Annotated in this window: 22 protein-coding genes and 1 other RNA gene; 22 read left to right on the plus strand and 1 reads right to left on the minus strand. The window is 63.7% G+C overall.

Annotation, left to right across the window (positions count from 1 at the left end; translation table 11 throughout):
* Positions 1-27 precede the first annotated feature (27 nt).
* From AC0NIL_RS16180 to rnpB, 5 genes are all read left to right on the plus strand, one after another.
* Entirely contained in the window at positions 28-288 is a 261-nt protein-coding gene (locus AC0NIL_RS16180) for a hypothetical protein (protein ID WP_013530943.1), read from the plus strand.
* 174 nt (positions 289-462) lie between these two features.
* Complete coding sequence (locus tag AC0NIL_RS16185) at positions 463-1182, plus strand: J domain-containing protein (RefSeq protein ID WP_063172494.1); 720 nt, start codon at positions 463-465, stop codon at positions 1180-1182.
* Positions 1179-1934, plus strand: coding sequence for an N-acetylmuramoyl-L-alanine amidase (locus AC0NIL_RS16190; RefSeq protein WP_473572045.1), 756 nt, complete (start codon positions 1179-1181; stop codon positions 1932-1934). Before AC0NIL_RS16185 ends, AC0NIL_RS16190 begins: the two co-directional genes overlap by 4 nt.
* A 209-nt stretch (positions 1935-2143) precedes the next feature.
* Positions 2144-2875, plus strand: coding sequence for a lytic transglycosylase domain-containing protein (locus tag AC0NIL_RS16195; RefSeq protein ID WP_013530946.1), 732 nt, complete (start codon positions 2144-2146; stop codon positions 2873-2875).
* A 50-nt stretch (positions 2876-2925) separates the two neighbouring features.
* Positions 2926-3335: RNase P RNA component class A (rnpB, locus tag AC0NIL_RS16200), an RNA gene on the plus strand.
* Positions 3336-3422: 87 nt separating this feature from the next.
* Here rnpB and AC0NIL_RS16205 read toward each other — a convergent pair.
* On the minus strand, positions 3423-4550 hold the full coding sequence (locus AC0NIL_RS16205) for a cystathionine gamma-lyase (RefSeq protein WP_473572044.1): 1128 nt from the start codon (positions 4548-4550) through the stop codon (positions 3423-3425).
* A gap of 410 nt (positions 4551-4960) precedes the next feature.
* Between AC0NIL_RS16205 and mraZ the strand changes: the two genes are divergently transcribed.
* From mraZ to lpxC, 17 genes are all read left to right on the plus strand, one after another.
* Complete coding sequence (mraZ, locus tag AC0NIL_RS16210) at positions 4961-5419, plus strand: division/cell wall cluster transcriptional repressor MraZ (protein WP_013530948.1); 459 nt, start codon at positions 4961-4963, stop codon at positions 5417-5419.
* The gene (gene rsmH, locus AC0NIL_RS16215) at positions 5416-6450 is read left to right on the plus strand and encodes a 16S rRNA (cytosine(1402)-N(4))-methyltransferase RsmH (protein WP_473572043.1); all 1035 of its coding nucleotides are present in this window, start codon (positions 5416-5418) and stop codon (positions 6448-6450) included. Before mraZ ends, rsmH begins: the two co-directional genes overlap by 4 nt.
* A gap of 4 nt (positions 6451-6454) precedes the next feature.
* Entirely contained in the window at positions 6455-6853 is a 399-nt protein-coding gene (ftsL, locus tag AC0NIL_RS16220) for a cell division protein FtsL (protein WP_013530950.1), read from the plus strand.
* Complete coding sequence (locus AC0NIL_RS16225; RefSeq protein ID WP_473572042.1) at positions 6850-8559, plus strand: peptidoglycan D,D-transpeptidase FtsI family protein; 1710 nt, start codon at positions 6850-6852, stop codon at positions 8557-8559. Before ftsL ends, AC0NIL_RS16225 begins: the two co-directional genes overlap by 4 nt.
* A gap of 54 nt (positions 8560-8613) precedes the next feature.
* Positions 8614-10068, plus strand: a complete 1455-nt coding sequence (locus tag AC0NIL_RS16230; RefSeq protein WP_473572041.1) for a UDP-N-acetylmuramoyl-L-alanyl-D-glutamate--2,6-diaminopimelate ligase — start codon at positions 8614-8616, stop codon at positions 10066-10068.
* Entirely contained in the window at positions 10065-11522 is a 1458-nt protein-coding gene (locus AC0NIL_RS16235) for a UDP-N-acetylmuramoylalanyl-D-glutamyl-2,6-diaminopimelate--D-alanyl-D-alanine ligase (RefSeq protein ID WP_473572039.1), read from the plus strand. The genes AC0NIL_RS16230 and AC0NIL_RS16235 overlap by 4 nt, the downstream gene beginning before the upstream one ends.
* Positions 11523-11540: 18 nt before the next feature.
* Entirely contained in the window at positions 11541-12623 is a 1083-nt protein-coding gene (gene mraY / locus AC0NIL_RS16240; RefSeq protein ID WP_013530954.1) for a phospho-N-acetylmuramoyl-pentapeptide-transferase, read from the plus strand.
* A gap of 8 nt (positions 12624-12631) precedes the next feature.
* Positions 12632-14032, plus strand: coding sequence for a UDP-N-acetylmuramoyl-L-alanine--D-glutamate ligase (murD, locus tag AC0NIL_RS16245; RefSeq protein ID WP_127370083.1), 1401 nt, complete (start codon positions 12632-12634; stop codon positions 14030-14032).
* Entirely contained in the window at positions 14032-15183 is a 1152-nt protein-coding gene (ftsW, locus tag AC0NIL_RS16250; RefSeq protein WP_013530956.1) for a putative lipid II flippase FtsW, read from the plus strand. The genes murD and ftsW overlap by 1 nt, the downstream gene beginning before the upstream one ends.
* A 1-nt stretch (position 15184) precedes the next feature.
* Positions 15185-16312, plus strand: coding sequence for an undecaprenyldiphospho-muramoylpentapeptide beta-N-acetylglucosaminyltransferase (gene murG / locus AC0NIL_RS16255; protein WP_013530957.1), 1128 nt, complete (start codon positions 15185-15187; stop codon positions 16310-16312).
* Positions 16309-17715 carry a UDP-N-acetylmuramate--L-alanine ligase gene (murC, locus tag AC0NIL_RS16260; protein ID WP_473572038.1) on the plus strand — a complete coding sequence of 469 codons (1407 nt, stop codon included), beginning with the start codon at positions 16309-16311 and terminating at the stop codon, positions 17713-17715. The genes murG and murC overlap by 4 nt, the downstream gene beginning before the upstream one ends.
* A complete protein-coding gene (gene murB / locus AC0NIL_RS16265) occupies positions 17712-18677 on the plus strand; it encodes a UDP-N-acetylmuramate dehydrogenase (protein WP_027160635.1) in 966 nt (321 codons plus the stop codon). Before murC ends, murB begins: the two co-directional genes overlap by 4 nt.
* A 389-nt stretch (positions 18678-19066) precedes the next feature.
* Entirely contained in the window at positions 19067-19993 is a 927-nt protein-coding gene (locus AC0NIL_RS16270; protein ID WP_024501463.1) for a D-alanine--D-alanine ligase, read from the plus strand.
* Complete coding sequence (locus AC0NIL_RS16275) at positions 19981-20922, plus strand: cell division protein FtsQ/DivIB (protein WP_024501462.1); 942 nt, start codon at positions 19981-19983, stop codon at positions 20920-20922. Before AC0NIL_RS16270 ends, AC0NIL_RS16275 begins: the two co-directional genes overlap by 13 nt.
* Positions 20919-22226, plus strand: coding sequence for a cell division protein FtsA (gene ftsA, locus AC0NIL_RS16280; RefSeq protein WP_013530962.1), 1308 nt, complete (start codon positions 20919-20921; stop codon positions 22224-22226). Before AC0NIL_RS16275 ends, ftsA begins: the two co-directional genes overlap by 4 nt.
* A gap of 68 nt (positions 22227-22294) precedes the next feature.
* A complete protein-coding gene (ftsZ, locus tag AC0NIL_RS16285; RefSeq protein ID WP_063168307.1) occupies positions 22295-23974 on the plus strand; it encodes a cell division protein FtsZ in 1680 nt (559 codons plus the stop codon).
* Between the two features lie 281 nt (positions 23975-24255).
* Complete coding sequence (gene lpxC, locus AC0NIL_RS16290; RefSeq protein WP_013530964.1) at positions 24256-25206, plus strand: UDP-3-O-acyl-N-acetylglucosamine deacetylase; 951 nt, start codon at positions 24256-24258, stop codon at positions 25204-25206.
* The last annotated feature ends 223 nt before the right edge of the window (positions 25207-25429 follow it).

Genomic DNA, 25429 nt, shown 5'->3' on the forward strand with positions numbered 1-25429 from the left:
CGTGAGCGTGTGTTGAAGGAGAGACAAATGAAAAAGCTCATTCTCGCGTCCGTTTCCGGTTTGGCTTTGCTTGGCGTCGCCGCCTGCAGTGACAGCGGTACGGACAACACCACCACCCAGAGCACCAACCCGCCGGCCGCCGAGGAACCGATGAAGCCGGCCACCCCGGAAGCCACGCCGCCGGCCGCGACGCCTCCGGCAACGGATAATTCGACCACGAAGAGCATCACACCCGAGAAGCCCGCCGAGCCGGCTCCGGCAACACCAGCTCCTGCGCCCGCGCAGTAGTGAGCAAGCAGTACTTCTTGTGATGAATGAGGAAGGCCGGCTCGCGCCGGCCTTTCTCATGTCGTCCGAGCGCCGTGGGCCAATCCCTCTCGCGCGCCGGATCGATTTGTCGCGCAAAGCCTGCGGCACTGTCCCGGCTTGATAGGAGGGAGCGGTGGCTCTAAGAAGCAGGCCATGTCGATTTGGGATCGCCTCGGCGAGTTCATCACCCGCGTTTCATCCTCAACCTCGTCGGGTGTCGCCGACGTTGTCGAGGCTGTGCGCACGGTTTTCTCCGGCGATGCGGATTTGCGCCGGCGTGTCGCCTTTTCGGTGGCGATGATCGCGCTGTCGGCCAAGATGGCCAAAGCCGATGGCATCGTCACCCAGGACGAGGTGCGCGCCTTCCAGGAGATATTCGAAGTGCCGCCGAAGGAGACGCGCAATGTGGCGCGGCTGTTCGATCTCGCCCAGCGCGACGTGGCCGGTTTCGAAACCTATGCCGAGCGGATGGCCCAGATGTGCGGTTCGGGCCATTCCAACTGCGTGATGCTTGAAGACATACTCGACGGTCTGTTCCATATCGCCAAGGCCGACGGGCTGGTGCACGAGCGCGAAGGCCATTTCCTGCACCGCATCGCCGAGATTTTCCGCATCGACGAAGCGCATTACGAAGCCATCATGGCCCGGCACGTCAATCTCGGCGCCGGGGATCCCTATGTCGTGCTGGGCATCGAGCGCGGCAAGCCGTTCGAAGAGGTCAGGAAACGCTATCGCAAGCTGGTTTCCGACAATCATCCGGATCGGCTGATCGCGCGCGGCCTGCCTCAGGAATTCATCAAGATCGCGACCACCAGGGTGGCGGCGATCAATGCCGCCTACGAGATGATCGAGCGGGGCCTGCGCCACGCATGAGCGGCTTTCTGCCCGACGAGCCACGTGCCGAAGTCAGGGTATCGCCGAATTTCGGCCCGCGGCGCGAGACACCCAGGCCCGACATGATCGTGCTGCACTACACCGGCATGGCGACCGGCGCCGGGGCCGAGGCCTGGCTTTGCGATCCGGCCAGCGAGGTCTCGTCGCATTATCTGGTCCACGAGAATGGCCATATCGTGCAGATGGTCAGGGAAAGCGACCGCGCCTGGCATGCCGGCAAGAGTTCGTGGTTCGGACGCGCCGACATCAATTCCTGTTCCGTCGGCATCGAGATCGTCAATCCGGGGCATTCGCTGGGCTATCCCGGTTTTCCCCGGCGGCAGATCGATGCCGTGATCGGGCTGTGCCGGGGGATCGCCGGTCGGCATTCGATCGCCGCCGAGCGGGTACTCGCGCATTCCGATGTTGCGCCGGGGCGCAAAATCGATCCCGGCGAGAAGTTTCCGTGGCGGACGCTATTCGAGGCCGGTGTCGGCCATCTCGTTGCGGCCGCGCCCGTCAGGCGAGGCGCCACTCTGACAACCGGCGACACCGGTGGCGATGTCGAAGCGTTGCAGTCGATGCTGGCGCTCTATGGCTATGGCGTTGAAATATCCGGCGTTTTCGACCGGCAGACGGAAGCTGTGGTCGAAGCCTTCCAACGGCATTTCCGGCCGCGCAAGGTGGACGGCGTTGCCGACGGCTCGACGCTGCGGACGCTGCAAAGTCTGCTTGCTTCCGTGAAGCGCTAATCCCCGGGAGACCTCTCCCAAGCAATTCTTTCCAATCCTTAAGTTACAGGCTGTCACTCAAAGTGACTTGCCTGGCCTTGTTTGACACCAATTCGGGCGTCAAACGGCTGACGTGTAGATGTCGGACCCCAAGCCCCCCGGGTTGTTCCGACGTTGGTTAGGCGTTGCTGCGTGAACATCTTCGCGCGGTTCAGACAGAACAGGATCACATGCAGAAATTTACCGTTTTAACGGCAGCTCTTGCTGCCGGCGTAATGACTTTTGCCTTCAGTGCGGCGCATGCAGCGTCATTCAGCCCGCGGGCCGATCAAGGGTTTCCCGTGGTATCCGCAAAAAGCGGCAAGGCAGGCCACGACGCCAAGGCGACAAAGCAGGCATCCGCCAAAGCGGAGACGAAGCGGGCTTCCGCCAAAGCGGAAAAGGCAAGCTGGTCCAAACCGAAGAAGTCCATTGCCAAAAGGCAGACGAAGCGCGGCCGCAAGACCGTCGACATGACGAGAACGGCATCGATCGGCCTCAGGAACGCGGCGGAGTCGACGGCCGCGGTGGCGAGCAGCGGCCAGTATTCCGCAATCGTTGCCCGCTATGCGGCGATCGAAGGCGTGCCCGTGTCGCTCGCCTCGGCGGTCATCAAGATCGAGAGCAACTACCGGCCCAACATCGTCGGCAGCGCCGGCGAGATCGGCCTGATGCAGATCAAGCCGGCCACGGCTCGGATGATGGGCTATAGCGGCTCCGCCAAGGGCCTGTTCGATCCCGACACCAACATCAAATACGGCATGAAATACCTTGCCATGGCACGGAGCCTCGGTGGCGGCACGACCTGCGGCACCATTCTGAAATACAATGCCGGGCACGCCGCAACGCGGATGAACCCCGTGTCGGCAGCCTATTGCGGCAAGGTCAAGGTGCAGATGGCTGCGCTTGGATCGCCCGCATAAGTCAGCTTTTTCGTTTGCGTTTTCGGGCGTGAACCCCTTTATACGCTCTGCCAGCTGGCTGGGCGGCCGCACCCGCAAACGCCGAAAGGTCGTGGGTGAGGAAAGTCCGGGCTCCATGGAAACACGGTGCCGGTTAATGGCCGGCGGGGGCGACCCCAGGGAAAGTGCCACAGAAAGCAAACCGCCACGATCCGGCTTGCCGGATTCGGGGCAAGGGTGAAAGGGTGGGGTAAGAGCCCACCGCGCGACTGGCAACAGGAGCGGCACGGTAAACCCCACCGGGAGCAAGACCGAATAGGGACGGTGCGAGGGGAAACCCTCGAGGGCTGTTTCCGGCTCACCGTCCGGGTAGGTTGCGTGAGGCGCATGGCAACATGCGCCCAAGATGAATGGCCGCCACGTTCTCGCCTCGCAAGGGACGAGGGCCATACAGAACCCGGCTTACAGGCCAGCTGGCAATTTCTCTCCCCCGATATCAAGAGAAATCTCTTGAAATCAGCAGGTTGCGCCCTCGGGCGCGCCTGTTGATTCAAGCCTGTCCGGCCGTTCATCCGAGCCGGGAGCCGCTGATCCCGTCCAGCGACGTCTCGATCGCTTTCCAGAGCTCTTCCACCGGCTCGCAGCCGACCGAGAGGCGGACGAAACCGGCGGAGACCGCATCGCCTCGCTTCAGGCGCCGCTCGGCGGAGGTGTGGACGCCGCCGAAGGATGTCGCGGCCTGCATCAGGGCACAATTGTTGATGAAGTCCTCGGCTTTGTCTTCCGAGGCGAGTTCGAAAGAGATGAGAAAGCCGAAGCGCTCCATCTGGGCGCGGGCTAGGTTGTGCGACGGGTCGCCTTCAAGCCCGGGATAACGCAGGCCGCTGATTGCCTTGTGGCCCTGCAGTCGCCGCGCGATGACTTCCGCCGAGGAACACATGCGATCGAAGCGCACATCCAGTGTCTCCAGGCCGCGGTGCACCAGCCAGGCTTCGAACGGACCGGGAATGCTGCCGGAAACTTCGCGCCAGCCGGTCACGGCGGCGATGATATCGGCATTGCGACTGGCGACATGGCCGAACAGCACGTCGGAATGGCCATTGGGTGCCTTGGTGTCGGCGGCAACGACGATATCGGCGCCGTGGTCGAGCGGTCGTTGGCCGAAGGGGGTCATGGTCGTGTTGTCGACCACAAGAATCGCGCCGGTTTTGTGGACAGCATCGGCAACGGCGGCGATATCGCAGATATCCAGCCCCGGATTGGCAGGGGTTTCGACAAATGCCAGCCGATAGCCATCGAAGCCGCCATCGAGGAAGGTCGAAGTCGGCCTGACATCATAGGTGGTGCCGAGCGGCTTGAGGAAGCGCTCGGCCAGCGCTCGTGTCGTGTGATAGCCGTCCGATGGCAGCAGGATACGGTCGCCGGCCTTGAGCACGGCAAAAAAAGCCGCCGAGATTGCCGCCATTCCGGAAGGGAACGCGACGCAGGGCGCGTCCTCCAGATGGGCCAGCATATGCTCGACCGCGTCCCAGGTCGGGTTGCTGAATCGCCCGTACTGGTTGAAGCCGGTGGCGTCGCCGGGCGCATGAAAGATGGCGGCCATGGTCAGCGGCAGGGGAATGGAATCGCCCATGGCAAGCCCGCTGCGACGCAGGTGAGGAAGCGCTGCAGCGCGTGACTTTGCTGTTTCAGACATCAAATTTCAGACCCTGTTGGTGACCGGCTGGATGTGGCGAGACGCTATGCCCGGCAGCGGCTCGCGGCAAGGCGCGTCCGGTTGGGCCAGGCGGCTCTAAACGCTTCGTTAGGCTTAATAGACCATAAAGACGAGACGTGTCGTCACGGCTGCTCTCTTTGGTCGGGGCGCGCGTGTTTGTGAAGCCTATTCCCGTTGACGCCCATAGTGCCCCATGATATCCCATCCAGACATCAAAGCCTTCGTTCCGTGTCAGGGTAAAGCGTACGCCAATCGGGCAGCCGCGGCGGCTGCGCGTTTGCCGGTTTTTGCCTGTGCGGACGAGGCTGATACGGGGCAGGGAACGCGCTGCGGCGGCGCGTGCGACAAGATGCAGAGGGGTGCGGCGGCGCAAGCGGCTGTAGCGTTTAATGGACCGGTTTCTGTCAAACACGGTGAGCAGGATCGATGCGAAGGGGCGGGTGTCCGTTCCCGCGCATTTCCGTGCCGTCGTGCAGAAGCGCGGCTATTCGGAACTCTATGCGCTGCGCTGCCTGGACCTGCCGGCGATGGATGTCGGCGGGCTCGACCTGCTCGACCGCTACGAGCAGCGCATAGCGCTCGAGGATCCCTTCCTGCAGACGGCGGACGATATGTCGTTCTTCTGCCATGGCGACGGAACCTTCTTGAAACTCGACCAGGACGGCCGCATCACGATGAGCGATTTCCTTCGCGAACACACCGGCATTTCGGCGGAAGTGGCCTTTGTCGGGCGCGGCAATTTCTTTCAGATCTGGGAGCCGGGACGGCTTGCCGCCTACGGGGCGCAGGCGCGGGCACGGCTTTTGCAGCTTCGGCAGGGGACGAAGCCTGGGGAGCGACCGGAATGACGGCAGGCCACGGCGATGACCTTCCTCGCGCCGTAGATGGGCACGCCGTTGGCGGATCGGCTCGCCACATTCCGGTCCTCCTTGCCGAAGTGCTCGAAGCACTGGTGCCGGCGCAGGGCGACCTCATCATCGACGGCACGTTCGGCGCCGGCGGCTACACCAGGGCCATTCTGGCGACAGGCGCCTCCGTGGTGGCGATCGACCGCGATCCGGATGCCATTGCGGCCGGGCGCGATCTTGAAGTGCAGTCGGGTGGTCGGCTGCGGCTGGTGCAGGCGCCGTTCTCGACGCTGGACGAACATGTCGAGAGCGCCGACGGGATCGTGCTCGACATCGGCGTGTCCTCGATGCAGCTCGACCAGGCGGAGCGCGGGTTTTCGTTCCGCGCCGACGGGCCGCTCGACATGCGCATGGCGCAATCGGGCCTCAGCGCCGCCGACGTCGTCAATTCCTTCAAGCCGGGCGATCTTGCCCGCATCTTCGGCTTCCTCGGCGAGGAGCGCCATGCCGGACGCATTGCCCGCATGATCGAGGCGCGCCGCGAAAAGCGCCCGTTCGAGCGCACGTTGGAACTCGCCGACGCCATCGAGACGCATATCGGCCGGGCGCCGAAGGACAAGATCCATCCGGCGACGCGCGTCTTCCAGGCGCTGCGCATTTTCGTCAATGACGAGCTTGGCGAACTGGCCAAGGCCCTGTTTGCGGCCGAACGCGCGCTGAAGCCGGGCGGACGGCTCGCCGTGGTCACCTTCCATTCTCTGGAAGACCGCATCGTCAAGCGTTTCATCGCCGACCGGGCCGATGTCGCGACCGGCTCGCGTCACCTGCCCGAGGCGCATGCGCGCACCGCGACGTTCCGCAAGGCTGGCGGCGGCGTGACGGCCGGCGACGCCGAGGTGGCGGCCAATCCGCGCGCCCGTTCGGCCAGGCTGCGCGCGGCGGTCCGCACCGAGGCGCCGGCGCGCAGCAGCGACTTTTCGATTTTCGGCCTTCCAAAGCTTCCCGGTATCGACCGGCCGGGGGAGAGGTAGCTAAGTGTTTCGTACCAGCGACATTGTCCTGATCGCCGTCATGGTTGCGGTCGCGGCCCTTACCTACAAGGCCAAGCGCGAGGCCGAGGAACAATTGGCCGCCGTGCAGAAGATCCATGCGCAGATACGCTATGAGGAGGACACGATCGACCTGCTCAAGGCCGACTGGAGCCTGCTTACCCAGCCGTCGCGGCTGCAGAAGCTCGCCGAACTCTACAAGTCGCAGCTCGAACTCGAGCCGGTCAGCGCCCGCCAGATCGGCGGTGTCGGCGACCTGCCGGCCAAATCCCTTGACATCCAGGACATCTTGTCGGGACGCCAGGGCGGCATGGCTGATAGTTCGGGCGGCAAGGCGCCGTCGGACGGCAGGGATCCCGTGGTGACCGGAGGCATCGCCCAATGATCGGTAAACTGCTGAAACGCCGCGCCAGGACGAGTGAAGATGGATCGATCGTGGTCGAGGGCGCCCGCAAGGCGACCGGCGGCAAGGGCAGGACGCGCATCGTCATGACGATGGCGGTGTTCTTCGGCATCTTCTCGACCATATCAGGGCGGCTGGTCTATCTCGGCTTCCAGACCCCCGATATGTCGGGCGGTCCGCAGAGCCGGGTGACGGCATCGCGGCCCGACATCGTCGACCGCAACGGCGAAGTGTTGGCCACGGACATCAAGACGGCGTCGCTGTTTGCAGAACCACGCCGGATTGTCGACGCCGACGAGGCGATCGAGAAGCTGTCGACGGTGCTTCCGGACATCGACTATGAGCAGACCTACCATAAGCTGAAGAGCGGCGCCGGTTTCGTCTGGCTGCAGCGGCAGCTGACGCCCAAGCAACAGTCCGACATCATGCAGCTCGGCATTCCCGGTTTCGGCTTCCGCACCGAAAAGCGCCGCTTCTATCCAAGCGGCGAGACCTCGTCCTACATTGTCGGGCTCACCAACATCGACAACCAGGGCATCTCCGGCATGGAGAAATATGTCGACGAGCAGGGGCTGAGCGACCTGCAGGCGTCGGGCCTTGCCATTGCCAAGGATCTCAAGCCGGTAAAGCTTTCGATCGATCTGCGCGTGCAGCATGTCGTGCGCGACGAGATCGCCGCCGGCCTGGAGCGCTATCGTGCCATGGGCACCGGCGCCGTTGTGCTCAACGTCAAGACCGGCGAAGTGGTGGCCATGGCCTCGGTGCCGGATTTTAATCCGAACAATCCCTACAACGCACAAGACAAGGACCGGCTGAATCGCATGTCGGCGGGCCTCTACGAGATGGGTTCGACCTTCAAGAGCTTCACCTCAGCCATGGCGCTCGATTCCGGCAAAGCGACGATGGCGAGCCGCTTCGATGCTTCGCATCCAATCCGGGTCGGCCATCAGGCCATTCACGATTTCCATGGCAAGAACCGTGTGCTGTCGTTGCCGGAGGTGTTCCTCTACTCGTCCAACATCGGGTCGGCCAGGGAAGCCGAGATGGTCGGCATCGAGGGGCATCGCGAATTCCTGCATCGCCTTGGCATTCTGGACAGGATGCAGACCGAATTGCCGGAGACTGCCCGTCCGACTGAACCGAAGGTCTGGAAACAGGTCAATTCATTCACCATCGCCTTCGGCCATGGCGTGTCGACGACGCCGCTGCAAGCGGCTGTGGGCTGCGCGGCGTTGATGAATGGCGGTTTCCTGATGAACCCCACCTTTCTGGTGCGGACGCAGGCGGAAGCGATGGCCACCGCCAAGAGAGTGGTGAGCGAAAAGACCGTCGAAGGCATGCGCTACCTCTATTCGCTCAATGCCGAAAAGGGCTCTGCCAGAAACGCCAGAGTCCCCGGCTACCGCGTTGGCGGCAAAACCGGAACCGCCGAGAAGGTCATCAATGGCCGCTACTCGAAGGACTTGAATTTCAACACCTTCGTCGCCGCCTTCCCGATGGACGATCCGCAGTATCTGGTGTTTACCATTGCCGATGCCCCGCACCCGGAAAAGCCCGGCATGACGGATGTCGCGGCCGCGAATGCTGGGGTTATGGCCGGCAATATCATCAGGCGTTCAGCTGCCATGCTTGGCGTGAAGCCAGATTTCAGCCATGAAAATGGTGCAACGCTGGTTTCCTATCAGTGATTCTTAGGGCGCGCCGGCAACAGCGCGCTATTTTGTTGCGGTGAACGGGATTCGATGAAGCTCAGAGATCTAGCCGGTATCCTGCCCGTCGAGGGAATAGCTTCCGTCGATCTGGAGGTTACAGGGATTTCTTCGGATTCCCGCGAGGCAAAAGCGGGCGTTGTCTTTTTTGCGCTCGCCGGAACCAAGGCCGACGGTGCCGTTTATGCCGCAGATGCCGCCGCGCGCGGTGCGGCCGCGATCGTGGCGGGCAAGGGCAGCACCATTGCCGGGCTCCCGGTTCCGGTGCTGGCGGTCGACGATCCGCGCCTGGCGCTGGCGCAGAGTGCGGCACGCTATTTCGGCAAGCAGCCTGAGATCATGGTCGCGGTGACCGGCACCAGCGGCAAGACCTCGGTCGCAGCCTTCACCAGGCAGATCTGGGAGCAAGCCGGTTATGCCGCCGCTTCGATCGGCACCACCGGCGTGGTGGCGCCTGGGCGCAACGACTATGGTTCGCTGACGACACCCGATCCGGTCGCCCTGCATCAATTGCTGCGGGAATTGGCCGATGCCGGCGTCACCCACGCCTCGATGGAAGCCTCCAGCCATGGGCTCGACCAGCGCCGCCTCGACGGCGTGAAGCTGGCCGCCGGCGGCTTCACCAATCTCGGCCGCGACCATATGGATTATCATCCGACCATCGAGGATTATCACCGCGCCAAATTGCGCCTGTTCGACACGTTGCTGCCGAAGGGCGCGCCGGCCGTGATCTTCGCCGACGATCCATGGTCGGCGTCGACGACCGTGGCCGCAAAGGCTGCCGGGCTCAATGTGCTGACGGTCGGCCGCCATGGCGACTTCCTCAGGCTGAAACGGGTCGAGCACGAACGCCACCGCCAGCGGGCCGAAGTCGAGGCCGACGGCGTGCTCTACGAGATCGACCTGCCGCTGGCCGGTGATTTCCAGATTTCGAACGCGCTGGTTTCGGCGGGTCTTGCCATTTCCACGGGAACACCTGTCGCCAAAGCCTTGATAGCGCTGGAGAAACTGAAGGGCGCGCCGGGCCGGCTCGACCTCGTCGGCACCACCGGCAATGGCGCGCCGGTCTATGTCGACTATGCCCACAAGCCGGACGCGCTGGAAAACGTGCTGGCTTCGGTACGGCCGTTCACCACCGGTCGTGTCATCGTCGTGTTCGGCTGCGGCGGCGACCGCGACCGGGGAAAAAGGCCGATCATGGGCGAAATCGCGACGCGGCTTGCCGATGTCGTCATCGTCACCGACGACAATCCGCGCTCCGAAGTGCCGGAAACGATCCGTGCCGCTATTTTGGCCGCTGCTCCAGGTGCCATCGAGATCGGCGACCGGCGCCAGGCGATCCACGAAGCGGTCGCCATGCTGCATGCCGGCGACACGCTGATCGTGGCCGGTAAGGGCCACGAGGAAGGCCAGACGATCGGCTCCGAGACCTTGCATTTCTCCGATCATGAGGAAGTCCGCGCGGCACTCACGGAGCGCGCAGCATGAGCTTGCTGTGGACCTCCGAAGCGCTGGTTGCCGCCATGGACGGGCGGCCGCTCGGGCCGATGCCGGATGGCATTTCAGGCATTTCGATCGACAGCCGCAGCCTGCAGCCGGGCGACGCCTTCTTCGCCATCAAGGGCGACGCGATGGACGGCCATGACTTCGCAACCGCCGCCATCAAGGCTGGCGCTGGCGTGCTGGTGGTGGCCGAAGGCAAGCTGCCGTCGCTCGGCCGGCTGACAGCGCCGATCATCGTCGTCGAGGACGTGCTGGTCGCGCTGGAAAAGCTTGGTGTTGCATCGCGCGCCCGCTCGAGCGCGAAAATCATCGCTGTGACCGGTTCGGCCGGCAAGACCACCACCAAGGAAGCGCTGCGCCATGTGCTGCAAGCCGTAGGCAAGGTGCATGCCTCGGCGCAGTCCTTCAACAATCACTGGGGCGTGCCGCTGACCTTGGCGCGGATGCCTGATGATTGCGACTATGCCGTGTTCGAGATCGGCATGAACCATCCCGACGAGATCCGTCCGCTGGTCAAGATGGTGAGGCCGCATGTCGCCATCGTCACCATGATCGCGGCGGCGCATCTCGGCTTTTTCCGTAATCTGGACGAGATCGCCAAGGCCAAGGCCGAGATTTTCGAGGGGCTGGAGCCCGAGGGGGCCGCCGTCCTCAACCGCGACGATGCCCGATTCAAGCTGCTCGACAAGATGGCCCATGCCGCCGGTGTCGAGCACGTCTACGGCTTCGGCGAGAATGCGCGCTCTACCTTCAAGCTCACCAAATGCGAACTGCATGCCGATCATTCCGACATCACCGCCAGGATCGGCGGCCACGAAGTGACGGCGCGGATCGGCGCGCCCGGCCGCCATATGGTGCAGAACGTGCTGGCGGTGCTGGGTGCGGCGCATCTGGTCGGCGCCGATCTCGACAAGGTTGCTTCAGCACTGGCCGATCTCTCCGCCGAGCGCGGGCGCGGCAAGCGCCATGTGCTGCGCCATCCCGGTGGCTCGACTTCGAGCCACCCCGGCGGGTCGATCACGCTGATCGACGAGAGCTACAACGCCAATCCGGCATCGATGGCTGCAGCCATGGCATTGCTCAACGCGACGCCGGTGACGGGCGAGGGCCGCCGCATCGCCGTGCTCGGCGACATGCTCGAACTCGGCGACCATTCGACCAAGCTGCATGCGGCCCTTGCCGATCTCATCGTCGGCACGGGCACGCAGACCGTTTTTCTTGGCGGCCCGGAAATGCGGGCGCTGGCCGAAGCGCTGCCGGCTGAGATCAAGACGGAATACCGCGCCGGTGTCGAGGAGCTGAAGCCGGTGCTGCTTGCCGCGCTCAAGCCGGGTGACGTGGTGATGATCAAATCGTCGAAGGGCATCGGTTTTGCAAAACTGGTCGATGCGCTGCTGGGCAAGTTCCCGGCTGAATCGACAGCCAGAAAACAGACCTAGGTCGGGGGACGAAAGCGCATGTTCACACTGCTCGTCGATTTTGCGGACAAGGTCTCGGTCTTCAATGTCTTCCGCTACATCACCTTCCGCACCGGCGGGGCACTGATCACGTCGGCGCTGATCGTCTTCATCTTTGGACCGACCATCATCAATTCGCTGCGGCTGCGGCAAGGCAAGGGCCAGCCGATCCGCGCCGACGGGCCGCAGACGCATTTCAAGAAGGCCGGCACGCCGACCATGGGCGGACTGATGATCCTGTCGGGCATTATCGGCTCGTCGCTTTTGTGGGCGAACCTGTCGAGCATCTATGTCTGGGTGGTGCTGCTGGTGACGCTGGGCTTCGGCTCGATCGGCTTTTACGACGACTATCTGAAGGTGACCAAGCAGTCGCATCTCGGCTTTTCCGGCAAGGCACGGCTGGCGCTTGAGTTCGTCATCGCCGGCATCGCCGCCTGGGTGATCATGCACAATGGCCAGGCGCCGTTCTCGTCGTCGCTGACTTTTCCCTTCGCCAAGGAATTCATCGTCAATCTCGGCTGGTTCTTCATTCCGTTCTCCTGCTTCGTCATCGTCGGCGCCGGCAATGCGGTGAACCTGACCGACGGCCTTGACGGCCTGGCGATCGTGCCGATCATGATCGCGGCTGCCTCCTTCGGCGTCATCGCCTATCTCTCCGGCAACGCCGTGTTCGCCGAATATCTGCAGATCCATTTCGTGCCCGGCACCGGTGAACTGGCGGTCGTGCTCGGCGCGGTCATCGGCGCTGGCCTCGGCTTCCTCTGGTTCAACGCGCCGCCTGCGGCGATCTTCATGGGCGACACCGGATCGCTGGCCATGGGCGGCCTGATCGGCACCGTCGCGGTCGCCACCAAGCATGAGATCGTGCTGGTCATCGTCGGCGGATTGTTCGTCGTCGAAATCCTGTCCGTCATCATCCAGGTCGGCTACTTCAAGATGACTGGCAAGCGGGTGTTCCTGATGGCGCCGATCCACCATCATTTCGAAAAGCTCGGCTGGACCGAAAGCCAGGTGGTGATCCGCTTCTGGATCATCGCCGTCATCCTGGCGCTGGTCGGCCTGTCGACCCTCAAGCTGAGATAGGAAGCCCTTTGATCCCCGCCGCATCCTTTTCAGGCAAGCGCGTTTCGCTCTTCGGGCTTGGTGGCTCGGGGATCGCGACGGCGCGCGCGCTGATCGAGGGCGGCGCGGACGTGCTGGCCTGGGACGACAATCCCGACAGTGTGGCCAAGGCCGCCATTGCCGGTATCGCGACCGCTGATTTGCGCGGCGCCGACTGGGCGAAATTCTCGGCCTTCGTGCTGTCGCCTGGTGTGCCGCTGACGCATCCCAAGCCGCATTGGACGGTGGAACTGGCGCGCGGCTCAGGCGTCGAGATCGTCGGCGACATCGAGCTTTTCTGCCGCGAGCGGATGCTGAGCGCGCCGACAGCGCCTTTCATCGCCATCACCGGCACCAACGGCAAGTCGACGACGACCGCGCTGACCGCGCACATCCTGAAAGCCGCGGGACGCGATGCCCAGATGGGCGGCAATATCGGCCGCGCGGTGATGACGCTCGATCCGCCCGAGCCCGATCGGCACTATGTCGTCGAGTGTTCGTCCTACCAGATCGACCTCGCGCCCTCGATCAATCCGACGGCCGGCATCCTGCTCAATCTGACGCCCGATCATCTCGATCGCCATGGCACCATGCAGCACTACGCCGCGATCAAGGAGCGGCTGGTGGCCGGCAGCGAGACGGCGATCGTCGGCGTCGACGATTCCTGGTGCGCGCAGATTGCCGAGCGGCTGGAGCGGGCGGGGCGGCATGTCATCCGCATTTCCAAGCGCCTGCCGCTGACCGACGGCTATTTCGCCGATGGCAGCAATTTGATGGAAGCTGTGCACGGCCGTTACAGCCGTGTCGCCTTCCTCGAAGGCATCGGCTCCTTGCGTGGCCAGCACAATGCCCAGAACGCTCTGGCTGCGGTCGCCGCTTGTCTCAAGATCGGGCTGGAGCTTGGCGAGATCCAGTCGGGACTGGAAAGCTTTCCCGGCCTCGCGCACCGCATGGAGCAGGTCGGCCGCAAGGACCATGTGCTGTTCATCAACGATTCCAAGGCGACCAATGCCGATGCTGCGGCGCCGGCGCTGTCGAGCTTTGCACGCATCTACTGGATCGCCGGCGGCCTGCCCAAGGAAGGCGGCATCGAACCCTTGCGCGGCTTCTTCCCGCGCATCGCCAAGGCCTATCTTATCGGCGAGGCGGCGCCGGCGTTTTCGGCGACGCTGGGCGAGGCCGTGCCCTACGAGATTTCAGGCACGCTGGCCGCGGCGGTCGAGCACGCCGCGCATGATGCGGCTAAGGACGACAGCGGCGAGGCGGTGGTGCTGCTGTCGCCGGCCTGCGCCAGCTTCGACCAGTTCAAGAATTTCGAAGTTCGCGGCGAAGCCTTCAGGCAAGCTGCGAATGCTATCGAGGGTGTGAAACCCATCGGAGGGGCACGATAATGCAGAGCCGTCTCGACAAAAGTCCGGTTGCGACCTGGTGGTGGACGATCGATCGCTGGTTCCTGGCGGCGTTCCTGTCGCTGATGGGCCTCGGTATCGTGCTGTCCTTCGCGGCGAGCCCGGCGGTCGCCGAACGCATCGGCCTCGACAGTTTCCACTTCGCCACCAGGCAGATCATCTTCACCGTACCGGCGCTCGGCGTGATGCTGGCTGTGTCGTTCCTCGATTCCAGGCAGATCCGGCGCATGGCGCTGATCATGCTGTGCCTGATGCTGGTGCTGATGGTGGCGGTGCTCTACATCGGCGTCGAGGTGAAGGGCGCACGCCGCTGGGTGTCGCTTGCCGGCCTGTCGATCCAGCCGTCGGAATTTTTGAAACCAGCCTTCGTCATCATGTGCGCCTGGCTTTTCGCTGAGCACAAGCGCCAGCCCGACATTCCCGGCAATCTGTTCGCCATGTTGCTGCTGGTACTGGTCGTGTCGCTGCTGGTGGCGCAACCGGATCTCGGCCAGACCATGCTGACGACCGGCACCTGGGGCATCATGTTTTTCATGGCCGGGCTGCCCTGGCTGTGGATCGTTGCGCTGGGTGCCGCCGGCGTCGGCGGCGTTTTCGCCGCCTATACGGTGTTCCCGCACGTTGCCTTGCGCATCGACAAGTTTCTTACCGGCGAAGGCGACACATTCCAGGTCGATATGGGACGCGACGCGCTGATCAATGGCGGCTGGTTTGGCGTCGGACCAGGTGAGGGCACAGTCAAGCGGGTCATTCCCGACAGCCATGCCGACTTCGTCTTCTCGGTCGCAGGCGAAGAGTTCGGGCTGATCATGTGCTTCTTCATCATGTCGATATTCGCCTTCATCGTGCTGCGCGGCCTCAACACGGCGCTGAAGGAGCATGACGATTTCACCCGCTACGCGGTCGGCGGCCTCGTCACCGTCTTCGGCCTGCAGGCGGTCATCAACATGTGCGTCAACCTCCAGCTTGTGCCGGCCAAGGGCATGACGCTGCCGTTCATCTCCTATGGCGGCTCCTCGCAGATCGCCATCGCCATCTCGATGGGGATGGTGCTGGCGCTGACACGCAAGCGGCCGGAAAAGCGCAAGCAGATGGGCTTTGGTCTGTCGCAACGCGCCGTGCCGGCGGAGTGATATGGCCAGAGGCGTCATCCTTCTCGCGGCAGGCGGCACCGGTGGGCATCTTTTCCCGGCCGAGGCGCTGGCGCATGAGCTGAACGAGCGCGGCTGGTCGGTGCACCTGGCAACCGACGACCGTGCCGAGCGTTTCGCCGGCCATTTTCCGGCTGCCGCCGTCCACCCGATCCAGTCGGCGACGATGGGCTCGAAAAACCCTTTTGCCCTGCTTGGTGCCTTCTGGAAAATCTGGCGCGGCGTGCGCCAGGCTTCTGCCGTCATCGCCAGGATCAAGCCGGATGCCGTCGTCGGCTTCGGCGGCTATCCGACCTTGCCGCCGCTCTACGCGGCGACACGGCGCAAGGTACCGACCCTGATCCATGAGCAGAACGCGGTGATGGGGCGCGCCAACCGGGCGCTGGCCGGCCGTGTCGACGCGATCGCCGGCGGCTTCCTGCCGCAGGACAGCAGTGCAGCCGGGGTCAAGACGGTGACGACAGGCAATCCGGTCCGGCCTGCGGTGCTGGAAGCGGCCAAGACTGCCTATGCGGCATCTGCCGGGGATCAACCGTTCCGCCTGCTGGTTTTTGGCGGCAGCCAGGGCGCCCAATTCTTTTCCGATGCCGTGCCGGGAGCCATTGCGCTGCTTTCCGACGCCCAGCGCAAACGGCTGGTCATTACCCAACAAGCGCGCGCCGATGACGTGGCGCGGGTCAAGGCGGCCTATGCCACCCTTGGCGTCGCCGTCGAGGTCTCGCCCTTCTTCACCGATATGGCGGCACGCATGGCGGCCGCTCATCTGGTGATCTCGCGTTCCGGCGCCTCGACCGTCTCGGAGATCGCCGTCATCGGCCGGCCGGCGCTGCTGGTGCCTTACCCCCATGCGCTCGATCACGATCAGGCGGCGAACGCGGCGGCCCTTGCCGCTGCCGGCGGCGGCGAAGTGCATCCGCAATCCTCGCTCTCGTCCGAACGCATCGCAGCGCTTGTCGGCGGGCTGATGGACGACCCCGATCGGCTGACGGCGATGGCGGCGGGTGCGAAATCGGCCGGCAGGCCGGACGCGGCACGGTTGCTCGCCGATCTTACAGAGGCTATTGCGTCCAAAAAAACCGTTTCGGATTTCAGGAAGGGGACGCAAGCATGAAGATGCCGCAGACCATCGGCCTTGTGCATTTCATCGGCATTGGCGGCATCGGCATGAGCGGCATTGCCGAAGTGCTGCACAATCTCGGCTACAAGGTGCAAGGGTCCGACCAGGCCGAAAGCGCCAATGTGCAGCGGCTGCGCGACAAGGGCATTGAATGCTTCGTCGGCCATAGGGCCGAGAATCTCGGCGATGCCGAGGTGGTGGTCGTCTCGACGGCGATCAAGAAATCCAACCCTGAGCTGAAGGCCGCGCGCGAAAAGCTGCTGCCGATCGTGCGCCGGGCCGAGATGCTGGCCGAACTGATGCGCTTTCGCCAGGCGGTGGCGATCGGCGGCACGCATGGCAAGACGACGACGACCTCGATGGTGGCGACCTTGCTCGATGCGGGCGGGCTCGATCCGACCGTGATCAATGGCGGCATCATCAATGCCTACGGCACCAACGCCCGCATGGGCGACGGCGAATGGATGGTGGTCGAGGCCGACGAGAGCGACGGCACCTTCCTGAAACTGCCGGCCGAGATCGCGGTCGTCACCAACATCGACCCCGAGCATCTTGACCACTATGGCAGCTTCGACAAGGTGCGCGAGGCGTTCCGCCAGTTTGTCGAGAACGTTCCGTTCTACGGTTTTGGCGTGATGTGCACCGATCACCCCGAAGTGCAGGCGCTGGTCAGCCGCATCGAGGACCGCCGGGTCATCACCTATGGCGAGAATGCGCAGGCCGACGTGCGCTTTACCAATCACCGCATGTCAGGTGCCATTTCGGAATTCGACGTGGTGATCCGCGACCGCAAGACCGGCGGCCAGACTGTCATAGCAGGCCTGCGCCTGCCGATGCCCGGCCGTCACAACGTCTCCAACGCGACGGCAGCAATCGCGGTCGCGCACGAACTCGGCCTGTCGGCCGAGGCGATCAAGAAGGGCCTGTCGTCCTTCGCCGGCGTCAAGCGCCGCTTCACCCATACCGGTTCGTGGGACGGCGTCGAAATATTCGACGATTACGGCCACCATCCGGTCGAGATCTCGGCGGTGCTGAAGGCGGCGCGCAGCGCCACCCAGGGTCGTGTCATCGCCATTGCCCAGCCGCATCGCTTCACCCGGCTGCATGATCTGTTCAACGAGTTTTCCACCTGCTTCAACGACGCCGACACAGTAATGGTGGCGCCGGTCTACGCGGCCGGCGAAGAGCCGATCGACGGCGTCAGCTCGGACGCGCTGGTGTCGCGCATCCGCGCCGGCGGTCATCGCGACGCGCGCTACATCGAGGGCCCGGCGGCGATTGCGGCCATCGTCCGTGACCTGGCCAAGCCGGGCGATTTCGTCGTCTTCCTTGGAGCCGGCAACATCACCCAATGGGCCTATGCGTTGCCCAAGGAGCTTGGCGGGACCGTCTCATGATGCACGGCCAGGCCCTGATCGACAGACTTGGCGACCGGCTTGCCGGCCTGCGTGGCCGCCTGACGCCGAACGCCGAGATGAACAAGATCACCTGGTTCCGTGCCGGGGGGCTGGCTGAAGCGTTGTTCCAGCCGGCCGACGAGGAGGACCTTGCCGCGTTCCTGAAAGCCGTTCCCGAAGAGATACCGCTGACGGTCGTCGGCGTCGGCTCCAACCTTCTGGTCCGCGATGGCGGCATCGAGGGCTTTGTCATTCGGCTTTCGGCCAAGGGCTTCGGCGATGCCGAGGTGATTTCGCCAATCAGGATCAAGGCGGGAGCTGCGACCCCCGACAAGCGCGTCGCAGCGGTGGCGCTCGAGGCCGGCATTGGCGGCTTTCATTTCTACCACGGCATTCCGGGTGCAATCGGCGGTGCGCTGCGAATGAATGCCGGCGCCAATGGCGTCGAGACGCGCGAGCGCGTCATCGAAGTGCGAGCACTCGATCGCAAGGGCAATGTGCAGACGCTGAGCAATGCCGATATGGGATACGCCTATCGCCATTCGGCGGCTCCTTCCGGGCTGATCTTCACCTCCGCCGTGTTCGAAGGCTTTGCCGAGGACAGGGCGACCATCAAGGCTGCGATGGAGGCCGTGCAGAACCATCGTGAGACCGTGCAGCCGATCCGCGAGAAGACCGGCGGCTCGACCTTCAAGAATCCCGACGGCACATCGGCCTGGAAGGAGATCGACAAAGCGGGCTGCCGCGGCCTGATGATCGGCGGCGCGCAGATGTCGCCGATGCATTGCAACTTCATGATCAACACCGGAACCGCGACCGGCTACGACCTTGAATATCTCGGCGAGACGGTGCGCACGCGGGTGCTGGAGAATTCCGGTATCCGGCTGCAATGGGAAATCAAGCGCATCGGCAATTTCCGGCCAGGGCATGCCGTTCAGGAGTTTCTCGGGCAGCTCCTTTAAGGTGCGCTGATATTCAGGTGATGCTCCGCTCCGGTTCTCGAAAGCCATCGTTTTCGACTCGGCCTGACCTGAATCTCGACACACCTAGCGCGTGTTGAAGTTCATGTGATGCATGAACTTCAACGAGGCGAAAAACGGTCCGCGACCGTTGCCGCAAAGACTCAACGACACGCTTTTCGCATCCATTTTCTCAGAAAGTGAATCTCTCGGAATCGTAAGCACTTGCCAGTGAATCAACTCTCTGATTCTCTGCTCGAAAGCGTTTCCTGATTTGAGTCGTTCGACGCGTTTCAGCGTTTTCCGTCTGGGGGGCAACCTGCCGGGAGACTCTGACTCAATGTTGCGGAAAATCTGGTTTTGGTCCGCCGTGAGAGAGGGGATGCCGGGGAATGAAAAACAAGCATGTGGCCGTCCTGCTGGGTGGTTTTTCGTCCGAGCGGCCCGTGTCCCTGTCCTCCGGAAAGGCTTGCGCCGATGAGCTTGAGAAGGAAGGTTACCAGGTCACCCGCGTCGATGTCGGGCGCGATGTCGGCTCCGTGCTTGCCGAGCTCAAGCCCGATGTCGCCTTCAATGCGCTGCACGGCCCCTTCGGCGAGGACGGCACCATCCAGGGCATCCTCGAATATCTCGGCATTCCCTACACCCATTCCGGCGTGCTCGCCTCGGCTCTGGCCATGAACAAGGAGCAGGCCAAACGGGTTGCCAAGGCGGTCGGCATCGTGGTCGCCGAATCGAAGGTCGCCAGCCGCTTCGCCATCCAGAACAAGCATCCGATGAAGCCGCCCTATGTGGTCAAGCCGGTCAATGAGGGTTCGAGCTTTGGTGTCGTCATCGTGCATGAAGGCCAGTCGCATCCGCCGCAGGTTCTTGGCTCGTCGGAATGGAAATATGGCGATACCGTCATGGTCGAGCGCTACATTCACGGCAGGGAGCTGACCTGCGCGGTGATGGGCGATGTGGCGCTGGGGGTCTGCGAGATCATCCCGACCGGCCATTCCTTCTACGACTATGATTCAAAATATGTCGCCGGGGGATCAAAGCACGAATGCCCCGCAAAAGTTTCACCGAATATTTACCAAAAAATACAAACACTGGCGCTCAAGGCTCACCAAGCGATCGGCTGTCGGGGCGTTTCCCGGTCGGACTTCCGTTATGACGATCGGCATTCCGAAAACGGCGAGATTGTCTGGCTCGAGGTCAACACCCAGCCGGGTATGACGCCGACGTCCTTGGTGCCTGAAATCGCCGCCCAGGCCGGGCACTCGTTTGGCGATTTGTTGAGTTGGATGGTGGAGGACGCTTCGTGTCTGCGTTGAAATGGGGACAGGGTAGGGAGAGGGGCGCGGCCGGTCCGGCGCTGTTCGGCCTGTCGTTGTCGTTGGACCATTTCGTGCTGCCGCGGATGCTGCGCCGCCCGGTGCGCATTATGGCGCGCCTCGGTGTCGGGGAATTCCAGGCGCCGCGCTTTTCCGCGGCCATGATGTCGGCCGTGCTGATTTTCTCGAGCAGTGCCTATGGCGCCTATCTCGGCGGTCATGTCGACGGTATCGTGCAGAGCATCACCGCCCGTACCGGATTTGCCGTCGATCAGGTCAAGGTGGTGGGCAATCGCCAGACCTCGGAAATCGATATACTCGACAGGCTTGAACTCGACGGCTGGACGTCGCTGATCGGCTTTAATGCCGAGGCCGCGCGGGAACGAATTGCGACCTTGCCGTGGATCGAGGTCGCGGCGGTGCGCAAGGTCTATCCGCATACGCTGGAAGTGCGTGTCGAGGAGCGTGAGGCTTTCGCGCTCTGGCAGCAGGGTGACGAGCTTTCGGTCATCGAGAGGAATGGCGCCATGATCGCGCCGTTCTCGGGCGGCAAGCAGGTGCTTCTGCCGCTGCTGATCGGCACCGGCGCGCCGGCGAGCGCGCCCGATTTCCTGGCCAAGGTCGAAAAATATCCCGAGCTCGCGAACCGGATCAAAGGTTATATCCGTGTCGGCGAACGGCGCTGGGACCTGAAGCTGGACAATGGCATCACCATCAAGCTTCCCGAGGACGACGAGGATCAGGCGCTCGCCGAACTCGTGAAGATGGATCATGACAACGGTTTGCTGTCGCGCGACATCGCCGCCGTCGACATGCGCCTGACGGACCGGCTGGTCGTCCAGTTGACGGCGGAAGCGGCGACGCAGCGCGAAGCCGCCCTCAACGAGAAACCCAAGAGCCTGAAGCGCAAGCCGGAGACGAAGATATGAGCTGGCTTGGCAGTCCTGGCGATGCCGCGTCGCGCCGGTCTGGCACCCTGACGGTGCTGGATGTCGGTTCGAGCAAGGTCTGCTGCATGGTGGCCAAGCTCAAGCCGTGCGATGACGGCAAGCTGCTGCGCGGCCGTTCGCACCGGATCCAGGTGATCGGCATCGGCCATCAGAAGTCGCAAGGCGTGAAGTCGGGTGTCGTGGTCGATCTCGACAGGGCGGAGCATGCCATCCGCCTTTCCGTCGACGCAGCCGAGCGCATGGCCGGGCTGACGGTTGATTCGCTGATCGTCAACATGACGGCCGGCCGGCTGAAGAGCGAAGCCTTCTCCGCCACCATCAATCTTGGCGGCCACGAGGCCGACGAGGCCGACATCAAGCGCGTTCTCGGTGCTGGCGCCAAGCAGGCGCTGAAGGCCGAGCGCGAAGTGATCCATTCGCTTCCCGTCGGCTTCTCGCTGGATGCCGAACGCGGCGTGCGCGATCCGCGCGGCATGGTCGGCGACGCACTCGGCGTCGACATGCATGTGCTGACCGGCGACGCCGCGCCGATGCGCAATCTGGAGCTGTCCATCAACCGTTCGCATCTGTCGGTCGAGCGCATGGTGGCGACGCCCTATGCCAGCGGGCTGGCGGCGCTGGTCGACGACGAGCTGGAAATGGGTGCGGCCTGCATCGACATGGGCGGCGGCACGACCACGATCTCGGTGTTTTCGGAAGGCAAGTTCGTCCATGGCGACGCCATCGCCATCGGCGGCAACCATGTCACGCTGGACATGGCCAAGGGGCTGTCGACCTCGCTTGATGCCGCCGAACGGCTGAAGGTGATGCATGGTTCGGCGCTGCCCGGCAGCGCCGACGATCGCGACCTGGTCTCGATCCAGCCGATCGGTGACGATGGCGACGTGCCCTTGCAGATCCCGCGCTCGGTGATGACGCGCATCGTGCGCGCCCGCATCGACGAGACGCTCGAACTGCTGCGCGACCGGCTGAACAAGTCCGGCTATGGCAATGCAGTGGGCAAGCGTGTGGTTCTTACCGGCGGAGCCAGCCAGCTTGCCGGCCTGCCGGAGGCGGCGCGCCGCATCCTGGGACGAAATGTGCGCATCGGCCGCCCGCTCGGCGTGGCCGGCCTGCCGGAAGCGGCGAAGGGGCCGGCCTTCTCGGCCGCGGTGGGGCTTCTGATCTACCCGCAGATGGCGAGCTTCGAGAGCCATCCGGCGAAAGGAATTTCCGGTCTCAAAATGACCGGAACGGGCGGAAAACTGCATCGCATGAGTCAGTGGTTGAGAGACAGTTTCTAAAATTGACGGGGACAGCCCCATAGGCGGCCGCGGCGGCGAAGCGGCGTGAAAGGCAAAGGACGGAGACAATGACCATCAATCTGCAAAAGCCGGACATCACCGAGCTTAAGCCGCGCATCACCGTGTTCGGTGTCGGCGGCGGCGGCGGCAATGCCGTCAACAACATGATCACCGCCGGTTTGCGCGGCGTCGAGTTCGTGGTGGCCAACACCGACGCGCAGGCGCTGACCATGTCGAAGGCAGGCCGCCTGATCCAGCTCGGCGCTCACGTCACCGAGGGGCTCGGTGCGGGATCGCAGCCGGAAGTCGGCCGTGCGGCGGCGGAAGAGTGCATCGATGAAATCCTCGATCACCTGACCAATACCCATATGTGCTTCGTGACAGCCGGCATGGGCGGCGGCACCGGCACCGGTGCTGCTCCCGTCGTTGCCCGCGCAGCGCGCGAAAAGGGCATCCTCACCGTCGGCGTCGTCACCAAGCCGTTCCACTTCGAAGGCCAGCGCCGCATGAAGACCGCGGACTTCGGCATCGAGGAATTGCAGAAATGCGTCGATACGCTGATCGTCATCCCCAACCAGAACCTGTTCCGGCTGGCCAATGACAAGACCACCTTCGCCGATGCCTTCGCCATGGCCGACCAGGTGCTCTATTCCGGTGTCGCCTGCATCACCGACCTGATGGTCAAGGAAGGCCTGATCAATCTCGACTTCGCCGACGTGCGCTCGGTCATGCGCGAGATGGGCAAGGCGATGATGGGCACCGGCGAGGCTTCGGGCGAGGGCCGCGCGATGGCCGCCGCCGAAGCGGCGATCGCCAACCCGCTGCTCGACGAGACCTCGATGAAGGGCGCCAAGGGCCTGCTGATCTCGATCACCGGCGGCCGCGACCTGACGCTGTTCGAAGTCGACGAAGCGGCGACCCGTATCCGCGAGGAAGTCGACCAGGACGCCAACATCATCCTGGGCGCCACTTTCGACGAGGAACTCGAAGGCGTCATCCGCGTCTCGGTGGTTGCCACCGGCATCGACAAATCGGCGGCTGAAATCGCCGCTGCGCCGATCTCGATCCGCACAGCGCCTCCGAAGCCGGTCAGCCGCCCGGCGGCTCAGATCGCGGAGGCTCGCCCGGCGCCTGTTCAGCAGGCGGCCTACGAGCCACGCGCTGTCGACCCTGTCGCCGAAGCCATCCAACTGGCCGAAGCCAATGCCGCGGCGATGGCGCAGGCGCGCCCGGCTCCTGTCGCTCACGCAGAAGATTTCCGCCCGCAGAGCAAGATCTTCCAGGCGCCGCCAGCACAGCCGATGCCGCAGCCAGTGGTCCAGCAGATGCAGCCGGCCCCGCAGCCGCGCGAGATGCTGCGCGAAGCCCCGCAGCCTGTTGCCATGGCACCTCAGCGTATGCCTCGCGTCGAGGACTTCCCGCCCGTCGTCAAGGCCGAGGTGGATGCCAAGAGCCGCCCGGTGGACCACGAGAACAACAGCGGGCCGATGGGCCTGCTGAAGCGCCTGACCAACGGACTGACCCGCCGCGAGGAAGAACCCGCAAGGCTGCAGCCGGCGCAGCCGCGCGAGCCCAAGCTGCGCCAGGCCGCGCCCGAAGTGCGCCGCCTCGCCAGCCAGGATGCGCAGCTCTATGCGCCGCGCCGTGGCCAACTCGACGATCAGGGCCGCCTGACGCCGCAGGTGAGGACGACTCAGGAAGACGATCAGCTGGAGATTCCGGCGTTCCTGCGCCGCCAGGCCAACTGATTGGTAAACGGACTGTAACATTTGTTAACAGGCAAGCGAGGAATCGCTTGCCTGTTAACGTTTTAAATGATGTGATTTCAACCGCTTACAAAGTCGCACCCATTCCAGTTCGCGGTTACACAGAGTAAGAAACCGTGATTTGGAGTCTCCCTGACGGGACATTATCTTCGCTGCCTACCATCATCGGTTTGCCGGGATTTCGGGGGAAGTCGCCCTGCCAGCCGATTCACACAAGAGCCGCGCCCTCGGGCTGGAGAAGCGGACCTAGGCATTACGGGCTTATGGGGATTGTCTTGCACGACTATCAGACGACATTGAAGACGCGCGCGTCGCTTACCGGCACCGGCGTCCACAGCGGCAAGGAAGTGTCCATCAGCTTCATGCCGGCGGATGCCGACACCGGCATCGTTTTCCAGCTTTTCAACGGTGCCGAGCAGGGCCGCGAGTTTCGTGCCCTGGTCTCGGAAGTCGGCGCCACCGACCTGTGCACCATGCTTGGTGATCCCGCCGGCGAGCATATCGCCACGGTCGAGCACATCATGGCGGCGCTGTTTGGGCTCGGCATCGACAATGTCGCTGTCGAGATCGACGGTTCCGAGGTTCCGATCTTCGATGGCAGCGCCATGGCGTTCGTCGAAGCCATCGACCAGGCGGGCATCGAGACGCTTTCGGTCAAGCGCCGCTATATCAGGGTCATCAAGCCGGTCCGCATCGAGAACGGCGCCTCGTGGGCGGAGTTTCGGCCCTATGACGGAACCCGTTTCGAGATCGAGATCGACTTCGAAAGCCCGGCGATCGGCCGTCAGCTGTTTGCCTCCGACCTCAATGCCGATATTTTCCGTCGCGACATCGCGCGCGCCCGCACCTTCGGCTTCATGAAGGATGTCGAGCGGCTGTGGGCTGCAGGCTATGCGCTCGGCTCCTCGCTGGAGAATTCGCTGGTGATCGGCGACGACAACCGCGTCATCAATATGGGCGGCCTGCGCTATCCCAACGAATTCGTGCGCCATAAAACGCTGGACGCCATGGGCGACCTGGCGCTGGCCGGCGCCCGTTTCATCGGCTGCTTCCGCTCCTATCGCGGCGGCCACAGGATGAATGCCGCGGCCCTGCGCCGCCTGCTGTCGGATCGCACGGCGTTCGAGATCGTCGAGACGACGCGCCGGGAGCGTGGCCGCAGCGCCGAGATGAACGCCGTCAACGCGCCGCTCTACGCGCCCTGGATGATCTGATTTTCCCAGGTTTTTCGGGTTCCATGGGCGATTGCGCGTGTTGCAGGAATGCACCACCCGCCAGTGAAATTGCGTTGATGTCCAAGCTGTGTCCGGCCGCCACAAAAATGTGCGATTGGCCGGAGATAGCGTTGCCGGGCAAGGCGGTTATGGTTTATGGCTGCTGCCGTCGATTAGTGCATGTCGTTCAAAAGTGGGGACCAGTTTTGAAACAATGGCATGC

It is taken from the genome of Mesorhizobium sp. WSM1343 (assembly GCF_055901535.1).